At 69.1% G+C, this 20,751-nt stretch carries 17 protein-coding genes; 5 read left to right on the forward strand and 12 right to left on the reverse strand.

Annotated features, from left to right (window positions below; all coding sequences use genetic code 11):
- The first annotated feature begins 110 nt into the window (after positions 1-110).
- The gene (locus tag E3T54_RS11315; RefSeq protein ID WP_134475758.1) at positions 111-923 is read left to right on the forward strand and encodes a tryptophan-rich sensory protein; all 813 of its coding nucleotides are present in this window, start codon (positions 111-113) and stop codon (positions 921-923) included.
- Positions 924-963: 40 nt separating this feature from the next.
- Here the strand turns inward: E3T54_RS11315 and E3T54_RS11320 are convergent, their stop codons facing one another.
- From E3T54_RS11320 to ptsP, 4 genes are all read right to left on the reverse strand, one after another.
- On the reverse strand, positions 964-1,863 hold the full coding sequence (locus E3T54_RS11320) for an FHA domain-containing protein (RefSeq protein WP_134475759.1): 900 nt from the start codon (positions 1,861-1,863) through the stop codon (positions 964-966).
- A 2-nt stretch (positions 1,864-1,865) separates the two neighbouring features.
- A complete protein-coding gene (locus E3T54_RS11325) occupies positions 1,866-2,129 on the reverse strand; it encodes a hypothetical protein (protein ID WP_134475760.1) in 264 nt (87 codons plus the stop codon).
- Between the two features lie 87 nt (positions 2,130-2,216).
- Complete coding sequence (locus E3T54_RS11330; protein ID WP_134475761.1) at positions 2,217-2,495, reverse strand: HPr family phosphocarrier protein; 279 nt, start codon at positions 2,493-2,495, stop codon at positions 2,217-2,219.
- Between the two features lie 44 nt (positions 2,496-2,539).
- Complete coding sequence (ptsP, locus tag E3T54_RS11335; RefSeq protein WP_134475762.1) at positions 2,540-4,237, reverse strand: phosphoenolpyruvate--protein phosphotransferase; 1,698 nt, start codon at positions 4,235-4,237, stop codon at positions 2,540-2,542.
- A gap of 461 nt (positions 4,238-4,698) precedes the next feature.
- Here ptsP and E3T54_RS11340 point away from each other — a divergent pair, with 461 nt between their 5' ends.
- Entirely contained in the window at positions 4,699-6,078 is a 1,380-nt protein-coding gene (locus E3T54_RS11340; RefSeq protein WP_134475763.1) for an ADP-ribosylglycohydrolase family protein, read from the forward strand.
- A 487-nt stretch (positions 6,079-6,565) separates the two neighbouring features.
- On the opposite strand, the gene E3T54_RS11345 is transcribed toward E3T54_RS11340, so the two are convergent.
- The 7 genes from E3T54_RS11345 to speB all read right to left on the reverse strand — a co-directional run bounded on the left by E3T54_RS11345 (position 6,566) and on the right by speB (position 13,755).
- On the reverse strand, positions 6,566-7,873 hold the full coding sequence (locus tag E3T54_RS11345) for an Nramp family divalent metal transporter (RefSeq protein ID WP_134475764.1): 1,308 nt from the start codon (positions 7,871-7,873) through the stop codon (positions 6,566-6,568).
- A 130-nt stretch (positions 7,874-8,003) separates the two neighbouring features.
- The gene (locus tag E3T54_RS11350; RefSeq protein WP_134475765.1) at positions 8,004-8,792 is read right to left on the reverse strand and encodes an amino acid ABC transporter ATP-binding protein; all 789 of its coding nucleotides are present in this window, start codon (positions 8,790-8,792) and stop codon (positions 8,004-8,006) included.
- The gene (locus E3T54_RS11355) at positions 8,779-9,447 is read right to left on the reverse strand and encodes an amino acid ABC transporter permease (protein ID WP_134475766.1); all 669 of its coding nucleotides are present in this window, start codon (positions 9,445-9,447) and stop codon (positions 8,779-8,781) included. The genes E3T54_RS11350 and E3T54_RS11355 overlap by 14 nt, the downstream gene beginning before the upstream one ends.
- A gap of 3 nt (positions 9,448-9,450) precedes the next feature.
- The gene (locus E3T54_RS11360; protein WP_134475767.1) at positions 9,451-10,272 is read right to left on the reverse strand and encodes an amino acid ABC transporter substrate-binding protein; all 822 of its coding nucleotides are present in this window, start codon (positions 10,270-10,272) and stop codon (positions 9,451-9,453) included.
- A gap of 112 nt (positions 10,273-10,384) precedes the next feature.
- On the reverse strand, positions 10,385-11,254 hold the full coding sequence (locus E3T54_RS11365; RefSeq protein WP_241977183.1) for a nitrilase family protein: 870 nt from the start codon (positions 11,252-11,254) through the stop codon (positions 10,385-10,387).
- A 10-nt stretch (positions 11,255-11,264) separates the two neighbouring features.
- Entirely contained in the window at positions 11,265-12,734 is a 1,470-nt protein-coding gene (locus E3T54_RS11370; protein WP_134475768.1) for a cytosine permease, read from the reverse strand.
- 73 nt (positions 12,735-12,807) lie between these two features.
- Positions 12,808-13,755, reverse strand: a complete 948-nt coding sequence (gene speB, locus E3T54_RS11375; RefSeq protein WP_134475769.1) for an agmatinase — start codon at positions 13,753-13,755, stop codon at positions 12,808-12,810.
- A 169-nt stretch (positions 13,756-13,924) separates the two neighbouring features.
- Here speB and E3T54_RS11380 point away from each other — a divergent pair, with 169 nt between their 5' ends.
- A complete protein-coding gene (locus E3T54_RS11380; RefSeq protein WP_134475770.1) occupies positions 13,925-14,503 on the forward strand; it encodes a helix-turn-helix domain-containing protein in 579 nt (192 codons plus the stop codon).
- A gap of 113 nt (positions 14,504-14,616) precedes the next feature.
- Here the strand turns inward: E3T54_RS11380 and E3T54_RS11385 are convergent, their stop codons facing one another.
- A complete protein-coding gene (locus E3T54_RS11385) occupies positions 14,617-16,764 on the reverse strand; it encodes a DEAD/DEAH box helicase (protein ID WP_134475771.1) in 2,148 nt (715 codons plus the stop codon).
- A gap of 381 nt (positions 16,765-17,145) precedes the next feature.
- Between E3T54_RS11385 and E3T54_RS11390 the strand changes: the two genes are divergently transcribed.
- Together E3T54_RS11390 and E3T54_RS11395 are read left to right on the forward strand one after the other, a co-directional pair.
- Positions 17,146-20,304: an efflux RND transporter permease subunit gene (locus E3T54_RS11390; protein WP_134475772.1), complete on the forward strand. Its 3,159-nt coding sequence runs from the start codon at positions 17,146-17,148 to the stop codon at positions 20,302-20,304.
- A complete protein-coding gene (locus E3T54_RS11395; protein WP_092321187.1) occupies positions 20,301-20,750 on the forward strand; it encodes a hypothetical protein in 450 nt (149 codons plus the stop codon). The genes E3T54_RS11390 and E3T54_RS11395 overlap by 4 nt, the downstream gene beginning before the upstream one ends.
- Position 20,751 lies beyond the last annotated feature (1 nt).

Consider the following 20,751-nt stretch of genomic DNA (forward strand, 5'->3'; position numbering starts at 1 on the left):
GAGTGGCTCGAGGAGCGGGTCGCGGAAACGCCTTTCTCCGCAACTCGCCTTGCGGGAGACGGCAGACGGCGCCCGCCCTCGCCCTCGGCGCGCAGGATGAGGAGATTCTCGTGACAGAGCACCGTGATTCGCTGCGCCAGGCCGTCGTGGCGGGGAGCGCCGTCATCGCCATCATCGGGTCGTTCATCGGGTCGGGGGCGGCCGGCGGCACGCCCATCCAGATGGCCTCCGGCGGGGCGCTGTCCGCCGACGCGACGCCGATCGCCCCGGCCGGGCCGGCCTTCGGCATCTGGACGGTCATCTACCTCGGCCTCGTCGCGTACGCGATCTGGCAGTTTTTGCCGGCGCAGAAGACGGATGCCCGCCAGCGCCGCCTCGGCTACCCGGTGGCCGCATCCCTGCTGCTGAATGCCGCGTGGATCCTCAGCGTCCAGTTCGACCTCCTCTGGCTGAGCGTTCCCCTGATCGTGCTGCTGCTCGCCGTGCTCGTCCGGGCGTTCCGGATCAGCCTCGCATCACGGCCGAGGAGCCTGTCCGAAACGGTCGTCGTCGACGGCACGATCGGCCTGTACCTCGGCTGGGTCTGCGTCGCGACAGCCGCCAATGTGACCGCGGTGCTCGTCGACGCCGGCTTCGACGGGTTCGGCATCGACCGCGATGTCTGGGCGGTTGGCGTGATCGCCGTGGCCGGGCTCGTCGGCGTGCTGCTCGCGGTCGCCGGCTGCGGTCGGCTCGCCCCCGCCGCGTCGCTGTGCTGGGGCCTGGCCTGGGTGGCCGTCGCCCGGCTGAGCGGCGAGTTGTTCTCCACGCCCACCGCGATCGCGGCGATCGTCGCCGTCCTGGTCGTCGTCGCCGTCACCGTGGTGCTCCGCGTGCGTTCCGCCTCGCGAGCGGAGCCCGCCACGACCGGCGAGACGCGGTAGCTCGAGCGCGGTCTCGGCTCGGTCGCCGCTTCGTCTCAGCTCAGTCCCGGCCCTCGAGCTGCCCGGTGCGGCGGCTCGGCTGCGGCTTCTGATGGGCCAGCTCGCCGCCGGCGCGGCCACCGAACGGCCGACCGTGATCGGCGTATTCCTCACGGAAGAACGCCATCCGCCAGGGTCCCATTTCTATCCGTGCCCCGGTTCGCAGCACGGTCCCGGCGGCGGGCTGCCCGGGCGCGCTGCCCGGACGGATAATCCCGCCAACGGGTCCGAGCGGGTACAGGACATACTCGTCGTTCTCGTCGTGGCGGATCTCGGCGTGCTGCAGCCGCAGGCCATCCAGGTGGAGGTCCGCCGTGGGAGCGCCTCCGATGGTCGTGACGGTGGGCAGCAGATCGAATTCGCGGGGCATTTGCCCATGCCAGTTCTCTGAGCCGATGACGAAGATGAGCCGCGGCCGGCCGGCACCCGGCGCGTAGTGAGTTGTGGTGACGCGGCGCTTGATCCTGCGGTTGAAGGTCGGAACCAGCGGAAACAGGGTCGGCGGCGGCAGCGGCAGCGCCGGCGGGGCCGAGAGCCGATTGCGACGCAGCAGCAGCAGCGGGGCCAGCACGGCGCTGCTGCCCAGCGAGATGTTCGGCGAGCGGGTCACGATTCGCTGGACGAGCGGCGCGCTGACCGCGCCGATACGCACGATCAGGCCCTCCGGTCCGGACAGCGACACGGTGAGCCCGCGCTCGGCGAGCTCGGCCGCGATTTCGCGCACATGCCGGAGCATCGCCGCACTGCCCTGCACGAGCAGGTCGGAGTTGCTGGTGAAAATCTCCACCTCGGTTCCGCTGGCTCTGATCGTGCCCTGCATCGCCTCGGCGGCCGAATCGGGCGTGCCCGGCTCGGTCAGCGAGAAGGTCAGGTCGATGTCCAGCCGGGTGAGCGCTGTCATGACTAGCTGCGGGGCGTGTCGGTGACGGTGGGCTGGCCCTCGCTCGTGGTCACCCGGAGCGTGCCGTTCAGCTTCCAGGTCGCCCGCGGCGCATCCGGACCGATATCGCGGGGCACCTCAACGGTCATGTCGACGAAGCTGTAATCGATGACCGCGCTCCTGCCGGTCAGGTACGACCACATCTCCTTGCCGAGATCCGTCCAGTCGCGAATGCTCCGGCCCTCCGGTCCGCTCGCTGTGGTTGCGGTGTCCTGCTCTTCAGCCACGATGTCTCCTCCCAGTCAGTGCCCGTGTGTTGTGGCCAGAGTAGCCAAGCTACCTGCTGAGGGGAAGGGCCCGTCCCGGGGCTCCGACTACTCGGCGTCGAGGTCGGTTTCGAGCAGCGTGATGAGCGCCTCAAGCGCCGCAACCGCGCCCTCGCCCTCGGCGCGCAGGATGACGATGTCGCTGTTGGCGGCACCCAGGCTCATCAGCGACAGGATGCTCGAGGCATCCATGGCGTCTTCGGCCGCGTCGTCTTCCAGGGCGATGGGAACCTCGATGGTCAATTCGCCCACCGCCTCCGCGAAGATGCCGGCGGGGCGGGCGTGCAGGCCGACGCGGCTGGCGATGACGGCTTTGCGTTCGTGGATGGTGTTTGCTCCTGGGTATGGGCGGGCTCGCGGTGTGAGTGCGGTTACAGGCCGAGGTCTTCGAGTATGGGCAGGTGGGCGCGGACGGCGGCCCGGGCATCCGTCGCGCTGGATGCGGAGAGGGCGAGCTGGGCCAGCTCCCTCGCCTGGTCGAGCGTGACCCGGCTCAGCACCGCATGGACGGCCGACAACGACCGGGCGGTCATCGACAGGGTGGAGACGCCGAGGCCCACCAACACGACGGCCAGGGCCGGGTCGGCTGCGGCCTCACCGCACACGCCGACCGGTTTGACCCGGCCGGTGTGGTGTCCCTCGGCCCGGGCGCCGACGACGGTGAGCCGGATCAGCTGGAGCACGGCAGGCTGCCACGGGTTGTTCAGCGCGGCGAGGGGGCCGAGCTGGCGGTCGGCGGCCATCGCGTACTGGGTGAGGTCGTTGGTGCCCAGGCTGACGAAGTCCACTTCTCTCAGGATCGCCTCGGCGGTCAGAGCGGCCGACGGTACCTCCACCATCACGCCGGGCGTCTTCAACCCGGCGGCGGCGCACTGGGCGGCGAAGCGCCGGGCCTCCTCGGCCGTGGCGATCATCGGGGCCATGACCCACACCTCGGCCGCGGAAAATTCCGCCGCGGCAAGGATGGCTGCCAGCTGGCGCTCCAGCACTCCCGGGCTGGACGTGTCCGTGCGGTACCCGCGCACGCCGAGGGCGGGAGTGGGTCCGGTGGCGTCGGTCAGGAAGGGCAACGACTTGTCGGCGCCGGCGTCGAGCGTGCGCACGACGACCTTCTTGCCGGGGAAGGCGTCGAAGACGCCGCGGTAGGCGGCCACCTGCTCATCAATGGAGGGCTCGGTGTCGCGGCCGAGGAAGCAGAACTCGGTGCGCAGCAGGCCGACGCCCTCGGCGCCGGCGTCGGCCGCGGCGACCGCGTCGCCGGCGCCGCCCACGTTGGCCAGCAGGGGAACCTGGTGGCCGTCCGCGGTGCCGCCGTTGCCGTCGAAGACGGTGAGCGTGGCAGCCAGGGCCACCCACGCCTCTGCCGCGGCGACCTCGGCCGGGCCGGGGCCCACCGTGAGGGTCCCGGCGACCCCGTCGACATAGACCTCCGTGCCGTCGTCGAGTTCGTCGACGCCGACCGCCGCGACCACGGCCGGCAGGCCGAGCGCCCTCGCGAGGATGGCCGTGTGCGACTGTGGGCCCCCGAGCGAGGTCACCAGCGCCATCACCGTCGACGGGTCGAGCGTCGCCGTGTCGGCCGGTGCAAGATCTTCGCCCACGAGGATGAACGGGGTGTCGGAGTGTGGGATCCCGGGCGCCGGTACCCCGCGCAGCTCGGCCACGATCCGAGCGCGCACGTCCAGGACGTCCGCGGCCCGTTCGGCCATGTAGCCGCCGAGGTTGTGCAGCATTTCCGCCACGGATGCCCCGGAATCCCAGATCGCCCGCTCCGCCGAGGTGCCGGCGTTGATGAGCGTGACCGCGCCCTCGATCAGCAGTGGGTCGGTCGCCATCAGGGCCGTCGACTCCAACACGGCCTTGCCGGCGCCCTGCGCTCCCTCCGAGCGGCGTTTCAGCTCGGCGTGCACGGCCTTCGAGGCGGTGAGCAGCAGCGCCGAGGCGTCGTCCGGCGTGCTCGACTCGGCCAGTCGTTCGCCCTGGGCGGGCTCGCCGACCGGTTTGGGCATCTGCCGGACGGATCCGATGATCCGGCCGGGGCTGACGCCGACTCCTGGGAAGACCTGCATGGAACGTCCTCGATTCTTGGGGCGAAGCATCCGGGGTGGGAATCCAGCCGGGGAAGAGGGCGGAGTCTTCGGCTGAGTGATGCAGGTGCTGGCTCTGCGCTCCAACGACTGTAGCTGCGCTTTTCTTTTGTGTGTCACGCCTTACCAGACGAACAAAGAGATGCGGGCTGCCGATGACCGGTCCGCTTTCCCTCTCCGACACGGGCCGGTGCAGGGCGCAATGCCCCTCAACTGGGGGTTACGTGCGCGTCCCGATGGGACAAGTCTGTCTTCACTGGTCGCCCGCAGGGGCCCCGGTTGCAGCTCCGACGCCGCGCACGATGCTCCGAAACGAGGTGCTGAAACATTGCGAGCCCCTATGGCTCGCCACGGCAGTGACGACTTACCCCCGGCACTTTCCGTTTTTCGTCCCTTTTCGAGGGGCGCGCAACACCGTGTACTCAACCCGAAGGAGTCCGCAGATGAATCTCACCTCCGCTCAACACGACAGAGCAGCGGGAACGCTGCTCGGTCTTGCCTGCGGCGACGCGCTGGGCGCCGGCTACGACTGCCTCGAGCCCATGCCGGACGCCGCGTTCGTGACCATGGGGGGCATGGCGAGCCTCGGCCTTGCCCCCGGCGAGTGGTCTGACGACACCGCGGCGGCGATCGACGTCGTCGGAGCCGCGGCCGCGGCCGAGGACCTTCGGAACGAGGGCGTCCAGCGCGGGCTCGTCCCGCAGCCGGGCGCCGCCGTGCACAAGCACAGCGAGCAGCGCTCCGGCCGCGTCGACAACAGCTCGCTCCTGCGCAGCGCCGGCGTCGCGCTCGCCTACCTCGACGATCCGGTGGCGCTCGCCGAGGCCGCACGGGCGATCAGCGCACTCACCCACGACCAGACGGATGCCCAGGACGCCTGCGTGCTCTGGGCGCTGGCCGTGCGCCATGCCGTCCTGCACGGCGCACTGAACGTGCGTGTCGGGCTCACCGCCCTGCCCCGGGAGCGTCAAACGCCGTGGTGGCGACGGCTGGACGATGCGGACCGCCTTCCGCCGTCGGCCTTCGACCGCAACAACGGGGTCGTGGAGGCGCTGCAGGGAGCCTGGTCCTCCCTCGCGCACCTGGTCGTGATCGCCGAGATCGGACAGACGGATGCCGACTTCCTCCGCCAGTCGATCGAGAACGCGGTTCGCGCCGGCCGCGGGGCCACCCACGTGGCCGCGATCACCGGCGCGCTGGCCGGCGCCCGCTGGGGCGCGTCGGCCGTGCCCGCAGAGTGGCGGCGCATCCTGCACGGCCGCCCGGGACTCCGCGCCCCCGACCTCGTGCGGCTCGCCGTGCTCGCTGCCCGAAAAGGCGCGCCCGACGCACACGGCTGGCCGAGCGACCAGCGCATCGAGTACGAGAGGTACGGCGGTACCGCGGCGCTGGTGCGGCATCCGCACGACAGTGGTGTGTGGCTCGGCGGGGTGGGAGCGCTGGACCGACTCCCGGCCCAGGTTGACGCCGTCGTCTCACTCTGCCGCGTGGGCACGGCGCAGGTGCCCGCCCGCATCCGCGACCACATCGCGGTGTGGCTCGTCGACGACCCGCGCCCCGAGATGAACCCCAACCTGGACTTCGTGCTCGTGGACACCGTCGACGAGATCGCAGCGCTGCGTGCGGAGGGGCACATCGTGTTTGTGCACTGTGTTCAGGCGATCAGTCGCACGCCCGCCGTTGCGGCGCTCTACGCCTCGCGGCACTGCCGGATTCCGCTGGAGCAGGCGCTCGCCGACATCATCGAGGTGCTCCCCGCGGCGAAGCCCAACCCCGCCCTGCAAGACGCGCTCGCACCGAGACTGATGCGGGTCGAGCACTGATCCGGTCGAGCACTGATCCGGGTCGAGCTAGTCGGGCCCGAAGGTGGTGATGGTCGCATCGGTGGCCGCTCGCTCCATGTCCAGCACCGACAGCGTGGCCATGTAGACCAAGAGCACGATCGACGCGGCCAGGTAGACCGATTCCGGGAACGGAAGGCGCCGCCCACCGTGCGCTCGAACCGTCGCAGGCGCAGGTACCTGAGCAGGCGCAACGGACGGAGCACGGGCAGGGCGACAACCAGCAGTTCGAAAATATGGCTGCCGAACCAGCGTTTGCGATCGGTTGTGAGGGCGAGATTGGCCAGGTAGTTCGTCAGGAAGGCCAGCCAGGTGGCGAAGATGACCGCGTTCGCGATGGCCGCTCCGGCCCCCTGCAGGTTCCCGATCACGCGCCAGGAGTAGGCGATCAAGAAGACCAGCGCCGCCAGGTTCAGCGGTCCTTCGACGATTCTCTGCCAGCGGGCCTGGTCATGCCCACACTCTAGGACTACCCCGCGAACGCCGGGGCGATCGCCACAACCAGCTGCTGCACGCCGAGGATGCCGAACAGCAGCGCGCAGACGCCGAGCGCGATGTTGGTCGGCAGCTTGTTGGCCCACTGGGCCGAGATGCGCTTGCCGTTCAGCAGTCCCAGCAGGGTGATCGCCAGGAACGGCATGAACAGCGAGCCGAGCACGCCGTAGGCCAGGATCAGGCCGATCGGCTTGCCGAGGAGCAGCAGGAGCATCGGCGGGAAGGTCAGCCAGAGCACGTAGAACCGGAAGTACTTGCCGCCGATGCGGGTGTCCGGGTGTCCGGATGCCTTGCCGCGCATGTTGCCCCAGAAGTCGGCGAACATGAGCGAGACGCCGTTCCACACCCCGATGATCGAGGAGAAGGATGCGGCCCAGAAGCCGACCAGGAAGCCGACGCCGACCACGTCACCGTACTTCTCGCGCAGCACGGTCGTCAGCTCGAGCAGGCCGGTGTCGTCGGCGCTGAGGGAGATTCCGGCGGCGCGAACGACCTCCGCGCCCACGATCAGCATCGCGATGACGAAGATGCCGGTCAGCACGTAGGCCATGGAGTTGTCGATCCGCATGACCTTCATCCACTTGGGCGTGTACCAGCCCTTCTCGCGCAACCAGTAGCCGTACGCGGCCAGGGTGATCGTGCCGCCCACGCCGCCGGCGAGCGCCAGGGTGTAGAGGATGCCGCCGTCCGGGATCATCGGGACCAGGCCGGTGACCATCTCCGGGATGTTCGGCGCCGCGATGATCGCGAGGCCGACGACCGTCACGAACATGAGGCCGACCAGCACGGCGGTGATCTTCTCGAAGAAGCTGTACCGGCCGAACCAGACCATGACGAATCCGAGCACGCCCATGATGACGGCCCAGACGGTCAGCGGCACCGCGGGGAACAGGGCGGCCAGGGGCAGCGCGGCCGAAGACATCGCCGTGGCGCCGTAGACGAAGCCCCAGATCATGATGTACGGGCCGAAGTACCAGGTGGTCCACTTGCCGAGCGAGCGCCACCCCTCGAAGATCGTCTTCCCGGTGGCGAGGGTGAAGCGGCCGGCGCCTTCGACCAGGACGATTTTGAGGACGACCCCGAGGATCACCGCCCAGAGCAGGCCGTAGCCGTATTTTGAGCCGGCGACGAGCGTGGCGACCATGTCGGCCGCGCCGACACCCGTGGCCGCGACCACCAGGCCCGGCCCGACGACCTTCCATTTGGCGGGGGTGCCGCCGTCATCATCGACGGTTGCGGCGTGATCCACTGGTTCGAGAGAGGCGTTATGAGCTGTGACCATGACCGGTGCATTCCTAACGTTGACGCCCTGGTGGCTTCTCTGCCGCCGGGCGCTTGACGTCGTCCACCCTCTCACGGGGCATTCGCGGGCGCCTAACGGGATCGCGCGGCGAGCGAGCGTCCGGCAGCCTCTAGAAGGGGAAGAGCAGGCGGTGCAGGAACTGCTTCGTGCGCTCGTGTTGCGGGTGGCGGAGCAGCTGTTTCGGGTCGCCGCGCTCGACGATCACGCCGCCGTCGACGAACGCGACCTCGTGCGCCACCTCACGGGCGAACTCGAGTTCGTGCGTGACGATCACCATGGTCCAGCCCTCGAGGGCGAGTTCCTTGATCAGGCGCAGCACGTCGCCGACGAGCTCCGGATCGAGCGCGGATGTCGGTTCGTCGAACAGCAGCAGCTGCGGCTTCAGGGCCAGCGCGCGCACGATCCCGACGCGCTGTTGCTGGCCGCCGGAGAGCTCGAACGGGTAGCTGTTGCTCTTGTCGCCCAGCCCGACCCGGTCGAGCAGGGCCAGCGCCTCGGCCACGGCGTCTGCGCGGGGGCGCTTCTGCACGCCGACGGGTCCTTCGATCACATTCTCGAGCACGGTCTTGTGCGGGAACAGGTTGTAGTGCTGGAAGACCATGGCAGAACGGTCGCGCAGGGCGGTGAGCTGCTTCTTCGGCGGGGCCTGGGCGAAGTCGATCGAGAGCTCACCGGCGACGTCGATGCTTCCGCCGTCGGCCAGTTCCAGTCCGTTCAGGCAGCGCAGGATGGTGGTCTTGCCGGAGCCGGACGGTCCGATGAGAGCGAGCACCCGGCCACGGTCGACGGTGAGGTCGATGGAGTCGAGCACCCGGTTCGCGCCGAAGCTCTTCCGCAGGCCGCGCACGGCCAGCAGGGGCGGCTGCGTCTTCGCGGGCGACGGGTCAGTGGGCAACATAGCGGTCCAATCGCTTCTCGAGCATGCCCTGTCCCGACGACAGGACCAGGCAGATCACCCAGTACAGCAGCGCGGCCTCGAGGTACAACAGCATGAATTCCTGGCTGAAGGCCGCGATCTCCTGCGCCTGCCGGAACAGCTCGGTCACGAGGATCAGCGAGGCGAGGGAGGTGTCCTTGACCAGGCTGATGAACGTGTTCGACAGCGGCGGCACCGAGACCCGGGCGGCCTGGGGGAGGATGATCCGGCCGAGGGCCCGCCGGTGCGACATCCCGATCATGTACGCGGCCTCCCACTGGCCCTTGGGCACCGACAGGATCGCGGCCCGGATGACCTCGGCCGCGTATCCGCCGACGTTGAGCGAGAACGCGACAACGGCGCTCGGCCAGGGGTCGATCACCACGCCGATCGACGGCAGCCCGTAGAAGATCACGAATAACTGCACCAGCAGCGGGGTGCCGCGCACGATCGAGATGTACCCGCGGGCGATCCCGGACAACCAGGCCCGCCCGGACAGCCGCATCAGCGCGAGGCCGAGCGCGAGCACGAGCCCGATTGCGAACGACGAGAGGGCAAGCGGGATGGTGCCCCGGATCGCCCCGTCGAGCAGCGGCCAGAAGGAGTCGAGGAGGAGCATCCAGGTGGACTCGGTCATGGTCTACTTGCTGACGTCGACCCCGAAGTACTTGTTCGAGATTTTCGCCAGCTCCCCGGATGTGGTGAGTTCGGCGAGGGCCGTGTCGACGGCGCGAGCGAGGGCCGTGTCGCCCTTGGCGAAGGCGAAGGCGTTCTCGGACTGCTCCTCGGTGGTCGCCGCGACCTTCAGCCCGGATGCCCCGGTCTGCTTCTTGTAGTCGAGGAAGGTCAGGCTGTCGTTCACCGTGGCATCCACCCGGCCCTGTTCGACCAGGGCAACGGACTGCGCCCAGCCCTCGACGGCCTGGATCTTCGCGCCGGACTCCTCGGCGAGCGCGTACCAGTTGCTGCTCAGCGACTGGGCCGTGCTCTTGCCGGACAGGTCCTCGAACGAGGTGATCGACGAGTCGCCCTTCTTCACCACGACGACGCCGGTGGAGAACGTGTACGGGGTGGAGAACTCGTACTCGTCGACGCGTTCGGGCGTGATCGAGACCTGGTTGGCGACCACGTCGAAACGGCCGGCCTTGAGGCCCTGGAAGATGGCGTCCCACTGCGTTTCCTCGAATTCGACCTCGACGCCCAGCTTGTCCGCGACGGCCTCGATGACCTCGACGTCGTAGCCGGTCAGCTTGCCGGAGCCGCCCTCGTGATAGGTGAACGGGCGGTAGGTGCCCTCGGTGCCGACAGTGAGGGTACCGGATTCGTGCACCGCCGCCAGGGAATCGTCGGTGGGAGTGCCCGTGGCGGAGATCGCGTCCGTTCCCGCCCCGCCCGCAGCGCAGCCGGCCAGTGAAACGGCGATCACGGTGAGGGCTGCTGCGGTGATGAGGGAACGCTTCATGGGATTCGGGGCCTTACGGTATTGGGGTCTGCGATCGCCAAGCGGCGACGTCCGAGCGTAACAAGCATCACGGGCCGGTGAATATTCCGGTTACGCCCGATTGCCGACGAGGTCAGTGCTGCGTGAGGCGGGTGTAGAGGGCCGGGCGACGGTCGGCGTGCACGTCGTTCCGGTCGCTGATGCCCTTGGCGCGCGCCTCGGCCAGGTCGACGGTCGCCAGCACCAGCGTCTCCTCGCCCAGGCTGATCGGCGTGAGCGGGAAGCCGTCGGCGTCGACGATGACGCTCCCGCCGAGCCAGTCCTGTCCGCGCTCCTGCCCGGCACGGTCGGCGGCGGCAATGAACATCCGATTGACGGTGGCGCCGGCCTGCACCTTCACGATCTCGGTCGGGCGCTCGCCCGCCGGTCTGGGATACAGCGGCCAGTTGACCGGGCAGCAGAGCAGTTCCGCGCCCTCGAGGGCCGCCGAGCGCACCCACTCCGGGAATTCGAGGTCGTAGCAGATGAGCACGCCGATGCGTCCGAACGCGGTATCCACGACGGGAGGGGCGTCCGAGCCCGCGCTGAAGAGGTTGTCCTTCTCCCGGTCCCAGAGGTGTGCCTTGCGGTAGCGGGCACGCAGCCCGGTCTTGTCCACGAGCACGGCCGAGTTGTAGACAAGGCCGTCGTCACCGGTCTCGGCGAAGCCGGCCACGATGACGAGGTCCAGCTCCCGGGCGAGGGCCTCCCACTGGCGAACGGATGCCCCGTCCAGCGGCTCGGCCGCGGCTCGAAGCTCCGCGAGGTCCTCGAACATGTAGCCGGTGTTGGCGAGCTCGGGCAGCACGACGATGCGAGCCCCGGCATCCGCGGCCCGGGTGACCGCGGCGCGCAGCCGGGCGAGGTTGCCTGGCGTGTCGCCCACAGCCAGGGAAACCTGACAGCAGGCGACACGGATCGGGCCGGCACTCGACTGGCCGTTACTCATCGGGCCGTTACTCATCGGGCCGGGGTCACCCGGCCGTGCCTTCGAGTTCGAGCTCGCTGCGGATGCGGGCCTCCGCCTCGGCGGCGTGGTCGAGGTTTCGCGAGAACAGCAGGTAGAGCCCGCCGGAGACGACCAGTCCGACGGCGAACGAGATGTCCGCTCCGCCCAGCGCCTCGGAGACCGGCCCCACGTAGAACGAGGTGTAGAAGAACGGGATCATCGCGACGAAACCGATCAGGTAGGAGACCATCCCGCGCCAGGCCCAGCGTCCGTAGATGCCCCGCGGGTTGAAGATCTCGGCGATCGCATACTGCCCGCGCCGCACGAGGTAGAAATCGACCAGGTTGACCGCGGTCCACGGCACGAGGAAGTACAGCATGAGGAGCACGAAGTCGTTGAAGCTGCCCAGGTAGTTGTCCGGGATGAGCAGGGCGATCGCGAGGGTGATCAGGCCGACGATGACGAGCCCGATCACGCGCAGCCGCACCGTCGCGCGAACCTTGCGGAATCCGTCGACGGCGGTCGTGCCGGTGAGCATGGCCCCATAGGCGTTGACGCCCATGATGGAGATGAGGGCCACGGTCGAGACCAGGACGGCGAAGGTGCCGAACCCCGGGAAGAGCATGTCGCCGACGGTCTTGACGGCGCCGATTGCGTCGGCATCCGGGATGTTGCTGCCGAGCAGGGCGCCGAGGGACATCAGCCAGGATGCCGACACGGCCGCGCCGAGGTAGGTCCAGCCGATGAGCTTGGGCGCCGAGGCATCCTGCGGCAGGTAGCGGCTGTAGTCGGAGACGTAGATGGCGTAGCTGATGTTGTAGCCGGCGGCCAGCGAGAACATCACCAGGAACGAGGTGCCGTCCCAGCCGGCGGCGCCGGCGGCTTCGGTGGCCGTGCTGGAGTCGAAGTTGACGATCGCCAGGACGGTGATGATCGCGAACACGGCGATGAGCAGGTAGGTCAGCCAGCGCTGGATGAAGTGCAGCAGGTCGTGGCCCACGACGGCGATGACGATGGAGAGCGCAATCAGCAGCGGGTACCAGAAGAGCTTGTCGCCCGGCAGCGCCAGCTGCAGGCCCTGGGTGGCCAGGATCGTATCGAAGACCATGAAGCCGATGTAGACGAAGACACTGGCCGCGAACGGGACGATGGCGCCTCGGCTGCCGAACTGGGCCCGGGACTGGATCATCTGCGGAAGGCCGGTGCGCGGCCCCTGGTTGGCGTGGAAGGCCATGAAGAACGTTCCGAAGCAGGCGCCGAGGACGACCGCGAGAACGGTCCACCAGACGCTCAGCCCGATGGCCGGGCCGATGAAACCGATCACCATGGTGGGGAGCACGAAGTTGCCGGTGAACCAGAACGGTCCCTGGTGCCAGACCTTTCCGTGCCGTTCGGATCGTGGCACGTAGTCGATCGAGCGCTGCTCGATGACGCTGCCGCGCCGTTCGGAATCAGCGGGCGAGGCCGGGGCGGGGGTGGTCGGGCTTGTTGACATCGTTGTCCTTCGCGGTGTGCGGTGTGCGGTGTGCGGTGTGCGGTGCGTGCGGGAGGCGTGCGGGAGCCCGGGTCTAGCGGGACGGGGTCATCGCCGAGATGATCTCGTAGGCGACGTGGGAGGCGGCGACGGCGGTCAGCTGTGCGTGGTCATAGGCGGGGGCAACCTCGACGACGTCGGCGCCGACCAGGTTCACGGCGCGCAGGGCGCGGATCATGGCCAGGAGTTCCCGGCTGGTCATGCCGCCGGCCTCCGGGGTGCCCGTCCCCGGCGCGTGGGCGGGGTCGAGCACGTCGATGTCGACGGACAGGTAGACGGGGCAATCGCCGAGCCTGGCCAGCATCCGTTCGATGGCGCGGGCAAGGCCCTCGGTCTCGAACTCGGCGCTGGTGATGATCGCGAAGCCGAGACGTTCGTCGTCGCGGAGGTCGTCGCGGGAATACAGCGGGCCGCGGATGCCGACGTGCATGCTGGCCTGCATGTCGATCAGCCCCTCCTCCGAGGCGCGGCGGAACGGAGTGCCGTGCGTGACCGGGGCGCCGAAGTAGGTGTCCCAGGTGTCGAGGTGCGCGTCGAAGTGCAGCACCGCCACGGGTCCGTGCCGTTCGGCGGCCACCCGCAGCAGGGGGAGGGCGATGGTGTGGTCGCCCCCGATGACCACCAGGCGCTTGCCGTCGGCGGTCAGCTCGGAGGCCGCCTGCTGGATCTGGGCCACGGCCTCGGTGATGTTGAACGGGTTCGCGGCGATGTCGCCGGCGTCGACGACCTGCTGTGTGGAGAACGGCTCGACGTCCTGCGCGGGGTTGTAGGGTCGGAGCAGCCGCGAGGCCTCGCGCACGTGGGCCGGGCCGAAGCGGGCGCCCGGGCGGTAGCTCACTCCGCTGTCGAACGGCACACCGACCACCGCGATGTCGGCCCGGCCGACATCCTCGAGGCGGGGCAGCCGGGCGAAGGTGGCGATTCCGGCGTAGCGGGGCACCAGGCTGGCGTCCGTCGGGCCGATCGGCTGTTCGTTGACCATCAGTCGTCCTGCTTTCGTGCGTGTGGGGGGTGTCGCTCATCGGGATGGTGCGGGATACTCATATGCAACATAAAGTGTTTGTCATGCAACTTCGAGCCTGGTCTGATTCTGGGGGCAGCGTCCCTCCCTGTCAAGATGATGCTCCCGGCCGCTCCGACGAAAGAGTCACATGAGACCCGTGCATCCAGCCCCCTCCGAGGATCGCGTCCGTGTCGGCGCCCGGCTGCGCGCAACCCGTCGGGCCCAGGGCCTGACGATCGAACAGGTCGCGGATGCCACCCACCTCACCAGGGGCTTCATCAGCCGGGTGGAGCGGGATGAGACCTCGCCCAGTGTCGCGACCCTGGTCACGCTCTGCCAGGTGCTGTCGCTGTCGGTGGGCTCCCTCTTCGCGGAGGCAGACATCGAGGTCATCACCCTGGCCGAGGCCCCCTTGATCAATATGGGCGGGACCGGCGCGGTCGAACGCCTCGTGACGCCGCGCAGCCAGTCCCGCGTGCAGGTGCTGCGCTCCACGCTCGAGCCCGGGGCCGACGGCGGCGAGAAGCTGTACACGATCAACTGCGACGCCGAGGTGGTTCACGTGATCAGCGGGCGGCTGACGGTGCGCTTCTCCGACCGCACCGTCGAACTGGCGGCCGGGGACACCGTCACGTTCGCCGGTCGGGAGCCGCACACCTGGCAGAACCCCGGCGACGCCGGCGCCGAGGTCATCTGGACGCTCGTCCCGGCCGCCTGGAGCGCCTAGCCCCCGCCCATCCCCATCCCGCCCCATCCCCCTCCCGCGAAACCGCAGTTGTGCGCGTTAAACGGGCGTTTTAGGGCGCACAACGGCGGTTTCGCGGGGAGAGCGGGCGGGGGTCAGGACTTCAGCGCGAGGGTGAAGGGCAGCACGGCCGAGACGCCTTGGTGACGGAGCAAGCGGCCGGCGACCGTGAGCGTCCACCGGCTGTCGGCGCTGTCGTCGATGAGCAGCACCGGCCGGCCGGCGAGCGATTCGAGGCCTTCCGCGAGGTGCGGGCCGACCGCCAACCGCTCCCAGACGTTGGCGAGCCGGTAGGCGCTGTTGCCGCCCGGCGTTCCTGTCGGGCCGCCGTTGGCGTGGTCGAGCGAGCCGAGCCAGGGCAGGCGGCCGGCGTCCGACAGCGCACGCGCGACCGACTCGACGAGCAGCGGATGCCGCCGCGACGGCATGCTGATCACGGCGGCCGGGCGCTCGTCCCAGTCCCAGTCGGCCAGAACGCGCACGCAGGCGGCGAGCATGGCGGCGCTCGCCGGGGCATCCGTCGCCCCCGAAGCGAACACGTCCCGGAGCGGCCCGCCCCAGCCGAGGTCGGTCAGGCGGGCAAGGGCGCGGCCGGTGGACAGGCGCTCGCCGAGCGGGATGTTGCCGCGCACGTCGACGCCGAGGCTCGCGACGCCGGTGGGCCACTGGGCGCGCGGCTCGATCGCCACGCCCACCCGGTCGAGCGACTGCGCGGCCGCGGAGGTCGCGGCCTCGTCGACGTCGGCCGGATACCAGGGCGCGGCGCAGGTGTCGCACCGGCCGCAGGGCACGGCCGTGTCGTCGTCGAGGGCGCGCTGCAGGAACTCCATCCGGCAGCCCGAGGTGCGTTCGTACTCGATCATCGAGCGCTGCTCGGCGACGCGCTCGGCGGCGATGCGCTCGTAGCGTTCGCTGTCGTAGACCCAGGGCTGCCCGGTGGCGACCCAGCCGCCCTTCACCCGGCGCACGGCCCCGTCGACGTCGAGCACCTTGAGCAGCAGTTCCAGCGGGGTGCGGCGCAGGTCGACCCGCGCCTCGAGCGCCGGCGTGGAGAGGGGGGCGCCGGCGGCGTCCCGCAGCGCCCCGAGCACGGCCTCGGCCTTGCCCTGGCTCGGCATGGAGGCGGTGGCGAAGTACTGCCAGATCGCCTCGTCCTCGAGCCCGGGCAGCAGCAGCACGTCGGCGTTCTCGGTCGCGCGGCCGGCGCGGCCGACCTGCTGGTAGTAGGCGACGGGGGAGGAGGGAGCGCCGAGATGCAGCACGAAGCCGAGGTCGGGCTTGTCGAAGCCCATCCCGAGGGCGCTCGTGGCGACGAGCGCCTTCACCTCGTTGTTCTTGAGCATCCCCTCCGACTCCTCGCGCTCGGCTGTGTCGGTCTGGCCGGTGTAGGCGCGCACGGCGTGGCCCGCCTCACGCAGCAGGCGCGCCGTGTCTTCGGCGTTCGCGACGGTGAGGGTGTAGATGATGCCGCTTCCGGGCAGTTCGGAGAGGTGGCTGAGCAGCCAGGCCAGCCGGGCCTTCGAGTCGGGCAGCCGGAGCACGCCGAGGCGGAGGGATGCCCGGGCGAGCGGCCCGCGGATCGTCACCACCTGGGTGGTCGAGCCCTCGGAAGTCGAGCCTGCCGTGACCCGGTGGTCCAGCTGGGCTGCGACATCGGTCACCACCCGGCTGTTCGCGGTCGCCGTCGTCGCGAGCACCGGCACGCCGTCCGGCATCTCGGCGATCAGGTCGCGCAGGCGCCGGTAGTCGGGGCGGAAGTCGTGGCCCCAGTCGGAGATGCAGTGCGCCTCGTCGACCACGAGCAGGCCGACGCGACGGATCAGCGCGGGCAGCTGTTCGTCGCGGAACGACGGGTTGTTGAGCCGTTCGGGCGACACCAGCAGCACGTCGACCTCGTCGGCCTGCAGCAACGCCTGCACCTCGGCCCACTCGTGGGCGTTCGACGAGTTGATCGACACGGCCCGCACGCCGGCGCGCGCCGCGGCGGCGACCTGGTCGCGCATGAGGGCCAGCAGCGGCGACACGAGGATTGTCGGCCCGGCTCCCTGGCGGCGCAGGAGCAGCGTGGCCACGAAGTACACCGCGGACTTCCCCCAGCCGGTGCGCTGCACGACGAGCGCCCGACGCCGCTGGTCGACGAGGGTTTCGATGGCCTCGTACTGGCCCTCGTGGAACTCGGCGTCGGGACGCCCGACCAGGGCGCGCAGGATCTCGAGGGCGGATGCGCGCGTGTCGGTGGTCATCCGCTCAGCTTGCCAGACCCCCCTGACAGCCGCCCCGCCCCCCCTCCGCCGAACTGTGAGTTTGGCACCTTCCCGGGCGCAACGAAGGTGCCAAACTCACAGTTCGGCGGAGGGGAAGGCGGAGGGAAGAGCGGATAGTAACGCAGCACTATTGGGGCAGGGCCCCATGGAATGAAATTCATGAGATACTCTCAGTAAAATTCAGTGGCAACGATTCACGACAACGCGAATCGCTGATGGCCGCTCACCTGCGGCGCAGCGCATCTCGACGTCCTCGGGGCGTGATTCGAAGTCTGATTCGGCACAACGAACAGCGGTGATCGAACAGCGGCGATCGGAATTATCGATCGACGACGGCTTCTCTGGGACGGGTGGAATGTCATGGGCTGGTTAGTGCGCTGGAGCCTCAGATTCCGTCTTCTCGTGCTGGCCCTGGCGGCCGGGATCGTCGGCTTCGGGCTGATCAATGCGCCGGAGATGTCGGTGGACAACCTGCCCGAATTCGCGCCTCCTCACGTTCAGATCCAGACCGAGGCCCTCGGGCTCTCCGCCGTCGAAGTCGAACAGCTCATCACGTCGCCCATGGAGGCCGACCTGTTGAACGGTGTCGCCTGGCTCGATGAAATCCGCTCCGTGTCCGTGCCGGGGCTCTCCTCCATCGATCTGATCTTCGAACCCGGCACCAACGTCTTGCGTGCGCGCCAGCTCGTGGCCGAGCGGCTCACCCAGGCGTTCGCGTTGCCGAATGTGTCCACGCCGCCCGTCCTGATGCAGCCGCTGTCGTCCACCAGCAGGGTGATGATGATCAAACTCAGCTCGCAGGATGTCTCGCTGATGGACATGTCCGTCCTCGCGCGGTGGAACGTCAAGCCCAAGCTGATGGGCGTCCCGGGCGTCGCCAATGTGTCGATCTGGGGCCAGCGGGAACAACAGCTCCAGGTGCAGGTGAACCCGGATCAGCTCCGTGCGAAGGGCGTGACGCTCGAGCAGGTCATCGAAACGACCGGCAATGCCGTGTGGGTTTCGCCGTTGAGCTTCCTTGAAGCGTCCACTCCCGGTACCGGCGGATTCCTGGAATCCGCCAACCAGCGAATCGGCATCCAGCATGTGCTTCCGATCCAGACGCCGGAGGACCTGGGCAAGGTCACCGTCGAGGGCACGGAGAGCGGCCGGCTCCTGCTCCGCGATGTGGCCGAGCTCTCCGAGGACCACCAGCCGCTGATCGGTGACGCCGTCACCGGCGACGAGCCCGGCCTGCTGCTCGTGATCGAGAAATTCCCGGACACGAGCGTCGAAGAGGTCACCGGAGACATCGAGGATGCGCTCGATGACCTCAAGCCCGGCTTGACCGGCATCACCGTCGACAGCACGGTGTTCCGCCCCGCGTCCTTCCTGGCCGGTGCCGTCGACGATCTCGGCCTGGCGTTGCTGGTGAGCCTGCTGGTCGTCACCCTGGCCATTGGGCTGGCCTTTCGTTCCTGGCGGTACGCGCTGGTCGGACTGGTGGGCATCGGGCTGTCAGCGACCGCAGCCGCCGTGCTGCTCGAGCTGCAGGGAGCCGTCTTCAACACAATGGTGTTCGCCGGACTCGTCCTGGGGCTGGCCGTCATCGTGGGCGATGTGATCACTGACCTGCACAGCCTCAGGCTGCGAACGGATGCCGATGGTGCCGAACCCCAGGAAGGTCGGCTGGTTCGAGCCCTCAAACGCTCGCGAATCCCTGCCGTGTTCGCGGCCCTGATGTCCGCGCTGGCAGTGGCGCCCGCCCTCTTCGTGCCCGGTATCGACGGGGAATTCCTCAGGCCGCTGGTCCTCGCCTACCTGTTGGCCCTGCTTGTCGCCGCGATCGTCGCGCTGACCGTCACTCCAGCCCTCGCCGGCATCCTGCTGGCCGGGGATCGTAGCCCGCTCCCCGATCCGGCGTTTCTTCGTCGGCTGCGCGCGAGGGGCAACAGTGCGGGGGAGAGACTGGCATCCGGCAGGCAGTGGGTAGCTGCGGCCGTTGTCGCCGCGATCGCGATCGCCGGCGTGGCCGCGATTCCGTTCCTGGCCGACGGCAAACCCATCGTCGCGGAGGTCCCCGACCGCACCATCCTCGTTCAATGGGAGGCGGCCGCGGGCACTGCGGGAAGTGAATTGAGCCGCGTGATGGCAATCGCCGGCACCGAACTGCGCTCCGTGCCCGGCGTCGACTCCGTCGGCGGCCATGTCGGCCGGGCGATCACATCCGACACTGCATCCGACGTCAGCTCGGCAGAGCTCTGGGTCACGATGACGCCCGAAGCGGACTTCCGGGGCGTCCGGGCTGCCGTCGAGGACATCGTCATCGGGTATCCCGGAATCGCCACCGAGGTCATCACCTACCCGGAACGGCAGATCGCCGCGGTCCGAGACGCCGGCGAGCAGCCCTTCCAGGTGCGCGTCTACGGCATCGATCTGGACGTCATGCGGGAGAAGGCCGAGGAGGTCAGGCAGATCCTGGCTGAGACCGACGGTGTGGTGAACCCACGGGTGGACGTGACGATCGACCAGCCCATCGCGGAGATCGAAGTGAACCTTGCCGCCGCCGAGAAGCACGGCATCAAGCCCGGCGACGTGCGACGTGCGGCCGCCGCCATTTTGCAGGGCATAGAAGTCGGGTACCTGTTCGAACAGCAGAAGGTGTTTCAGGTGGTGGTCAAGGGCAACGCCGAGGGTCGCAACAGCCTGACGAGCGTGCGTGAGCTGGTCATCAACACGCCCGACGGCGGTCATGTGCAGCTGGGTCAGGTGGCCGAGGTGCGGGTCAGCCCGAACCAGACGGTCATCAACCACGACGACACGTCGCGGCGCATCGATGTCAGCGCAGAAATCGCGGGACGGAGCCTCGCGGATGTCACGACCGACATCCAGGCGGCCATCGCGAAGATGGAGTTCCCGGTCGAGCATCACGCCGCGATTCCCCCGCAGTACGAGGGACAACAGGCTTCCGGGCAGCTCGTCTGGTGGCTGCTCGCCGCGGCCGTCATCGGGATTCTCATCCTCCTGCAGACGGTCCTGGGCAGCTGGAAACTGGCGGGGCTTGCTTTCGTGCTCCTGCCCGTGGCGCTGTTCGGCGGCCTGCTGGCCGCCGTGCTTGCCGGGGGCATCGGCTCGCTCTACGCGCTGATTGGATTCGCGGCCGTGCTGGCCATCGCCGTGCGGGATGTGATCCTGCTCCTGGGTCGATACCAGACCCTGCAGGGCCGCGACCCATCGGCGTCGCCGGAGAGCCTCGTCCGGGCGGCGTACCGGGACCGGCTTGCTCCGACCATCCTGGCCGGCCTGACGACGGCAGTTGCCCTGATCCCCCTGGTTCTCCTGGGGGGCGCAGTCGGAGTGACCACAATATTGCCGCTGGCCGTCATCGTCTGGGGCGGACTGGCGACGTCGGCGCTGCTCACCCTGCTCATCCTGCCCATCCTCCTCGTGCGGTTCGGGCCCGCGAGACAGGTGGAATGGGAAAGCTCGCTCGTAAGTTCTGATGGACCTGTACCGCACGAGAGGCAGGACGTGTCATGAAAACCAACAGTCGTTCGCTGCGCCGGGGGACGATGGCAGCCGCGGTGGCCGCGGCGCTTGCCGTGGGCCTGACCGGTTGCGTCCAGCCTCCGGTCGAAGCGGCGCCCATCATCGCCGCGGCAACGAAGGAAGAGATCGCGGGCACGGACCTGAGCAAGCTGACCCTCACCGAGCGGGCCGTGGAACGACTCGACCTGCAGACGGTGGCCGTCACGGTCGGCGCCGGCGGGCTCGAAGTCTCGTACGGCGCCCTGATCTACACCTCCGAGGGAGACACCTGGGTGTACACGAACCCCGAGCCGCTCGTGTATATCCGGGCGCAGGTCGTCGTGGAACGCATCGACGGGGACACGGTCCGGCTGAGTGCGGGCCCCGCGGCCGGTACGAAGATAGTCACGGTAGGAGCGGCCGAGCTCTACGGCGCCGAATTCGACGCGGCGCACTGAC

Origin of the sequence: Cryobacterium sp. Sr8, assembly GCF_004403225.1 — a bacterium.
Classification (GTDB): domain Bacteria; phylum Actinomycetota; class Actinomycetes; order Actinomycetales; family Microbacteriaceae; genus Cryobacterium; species Cryobacterium psychrotolerans.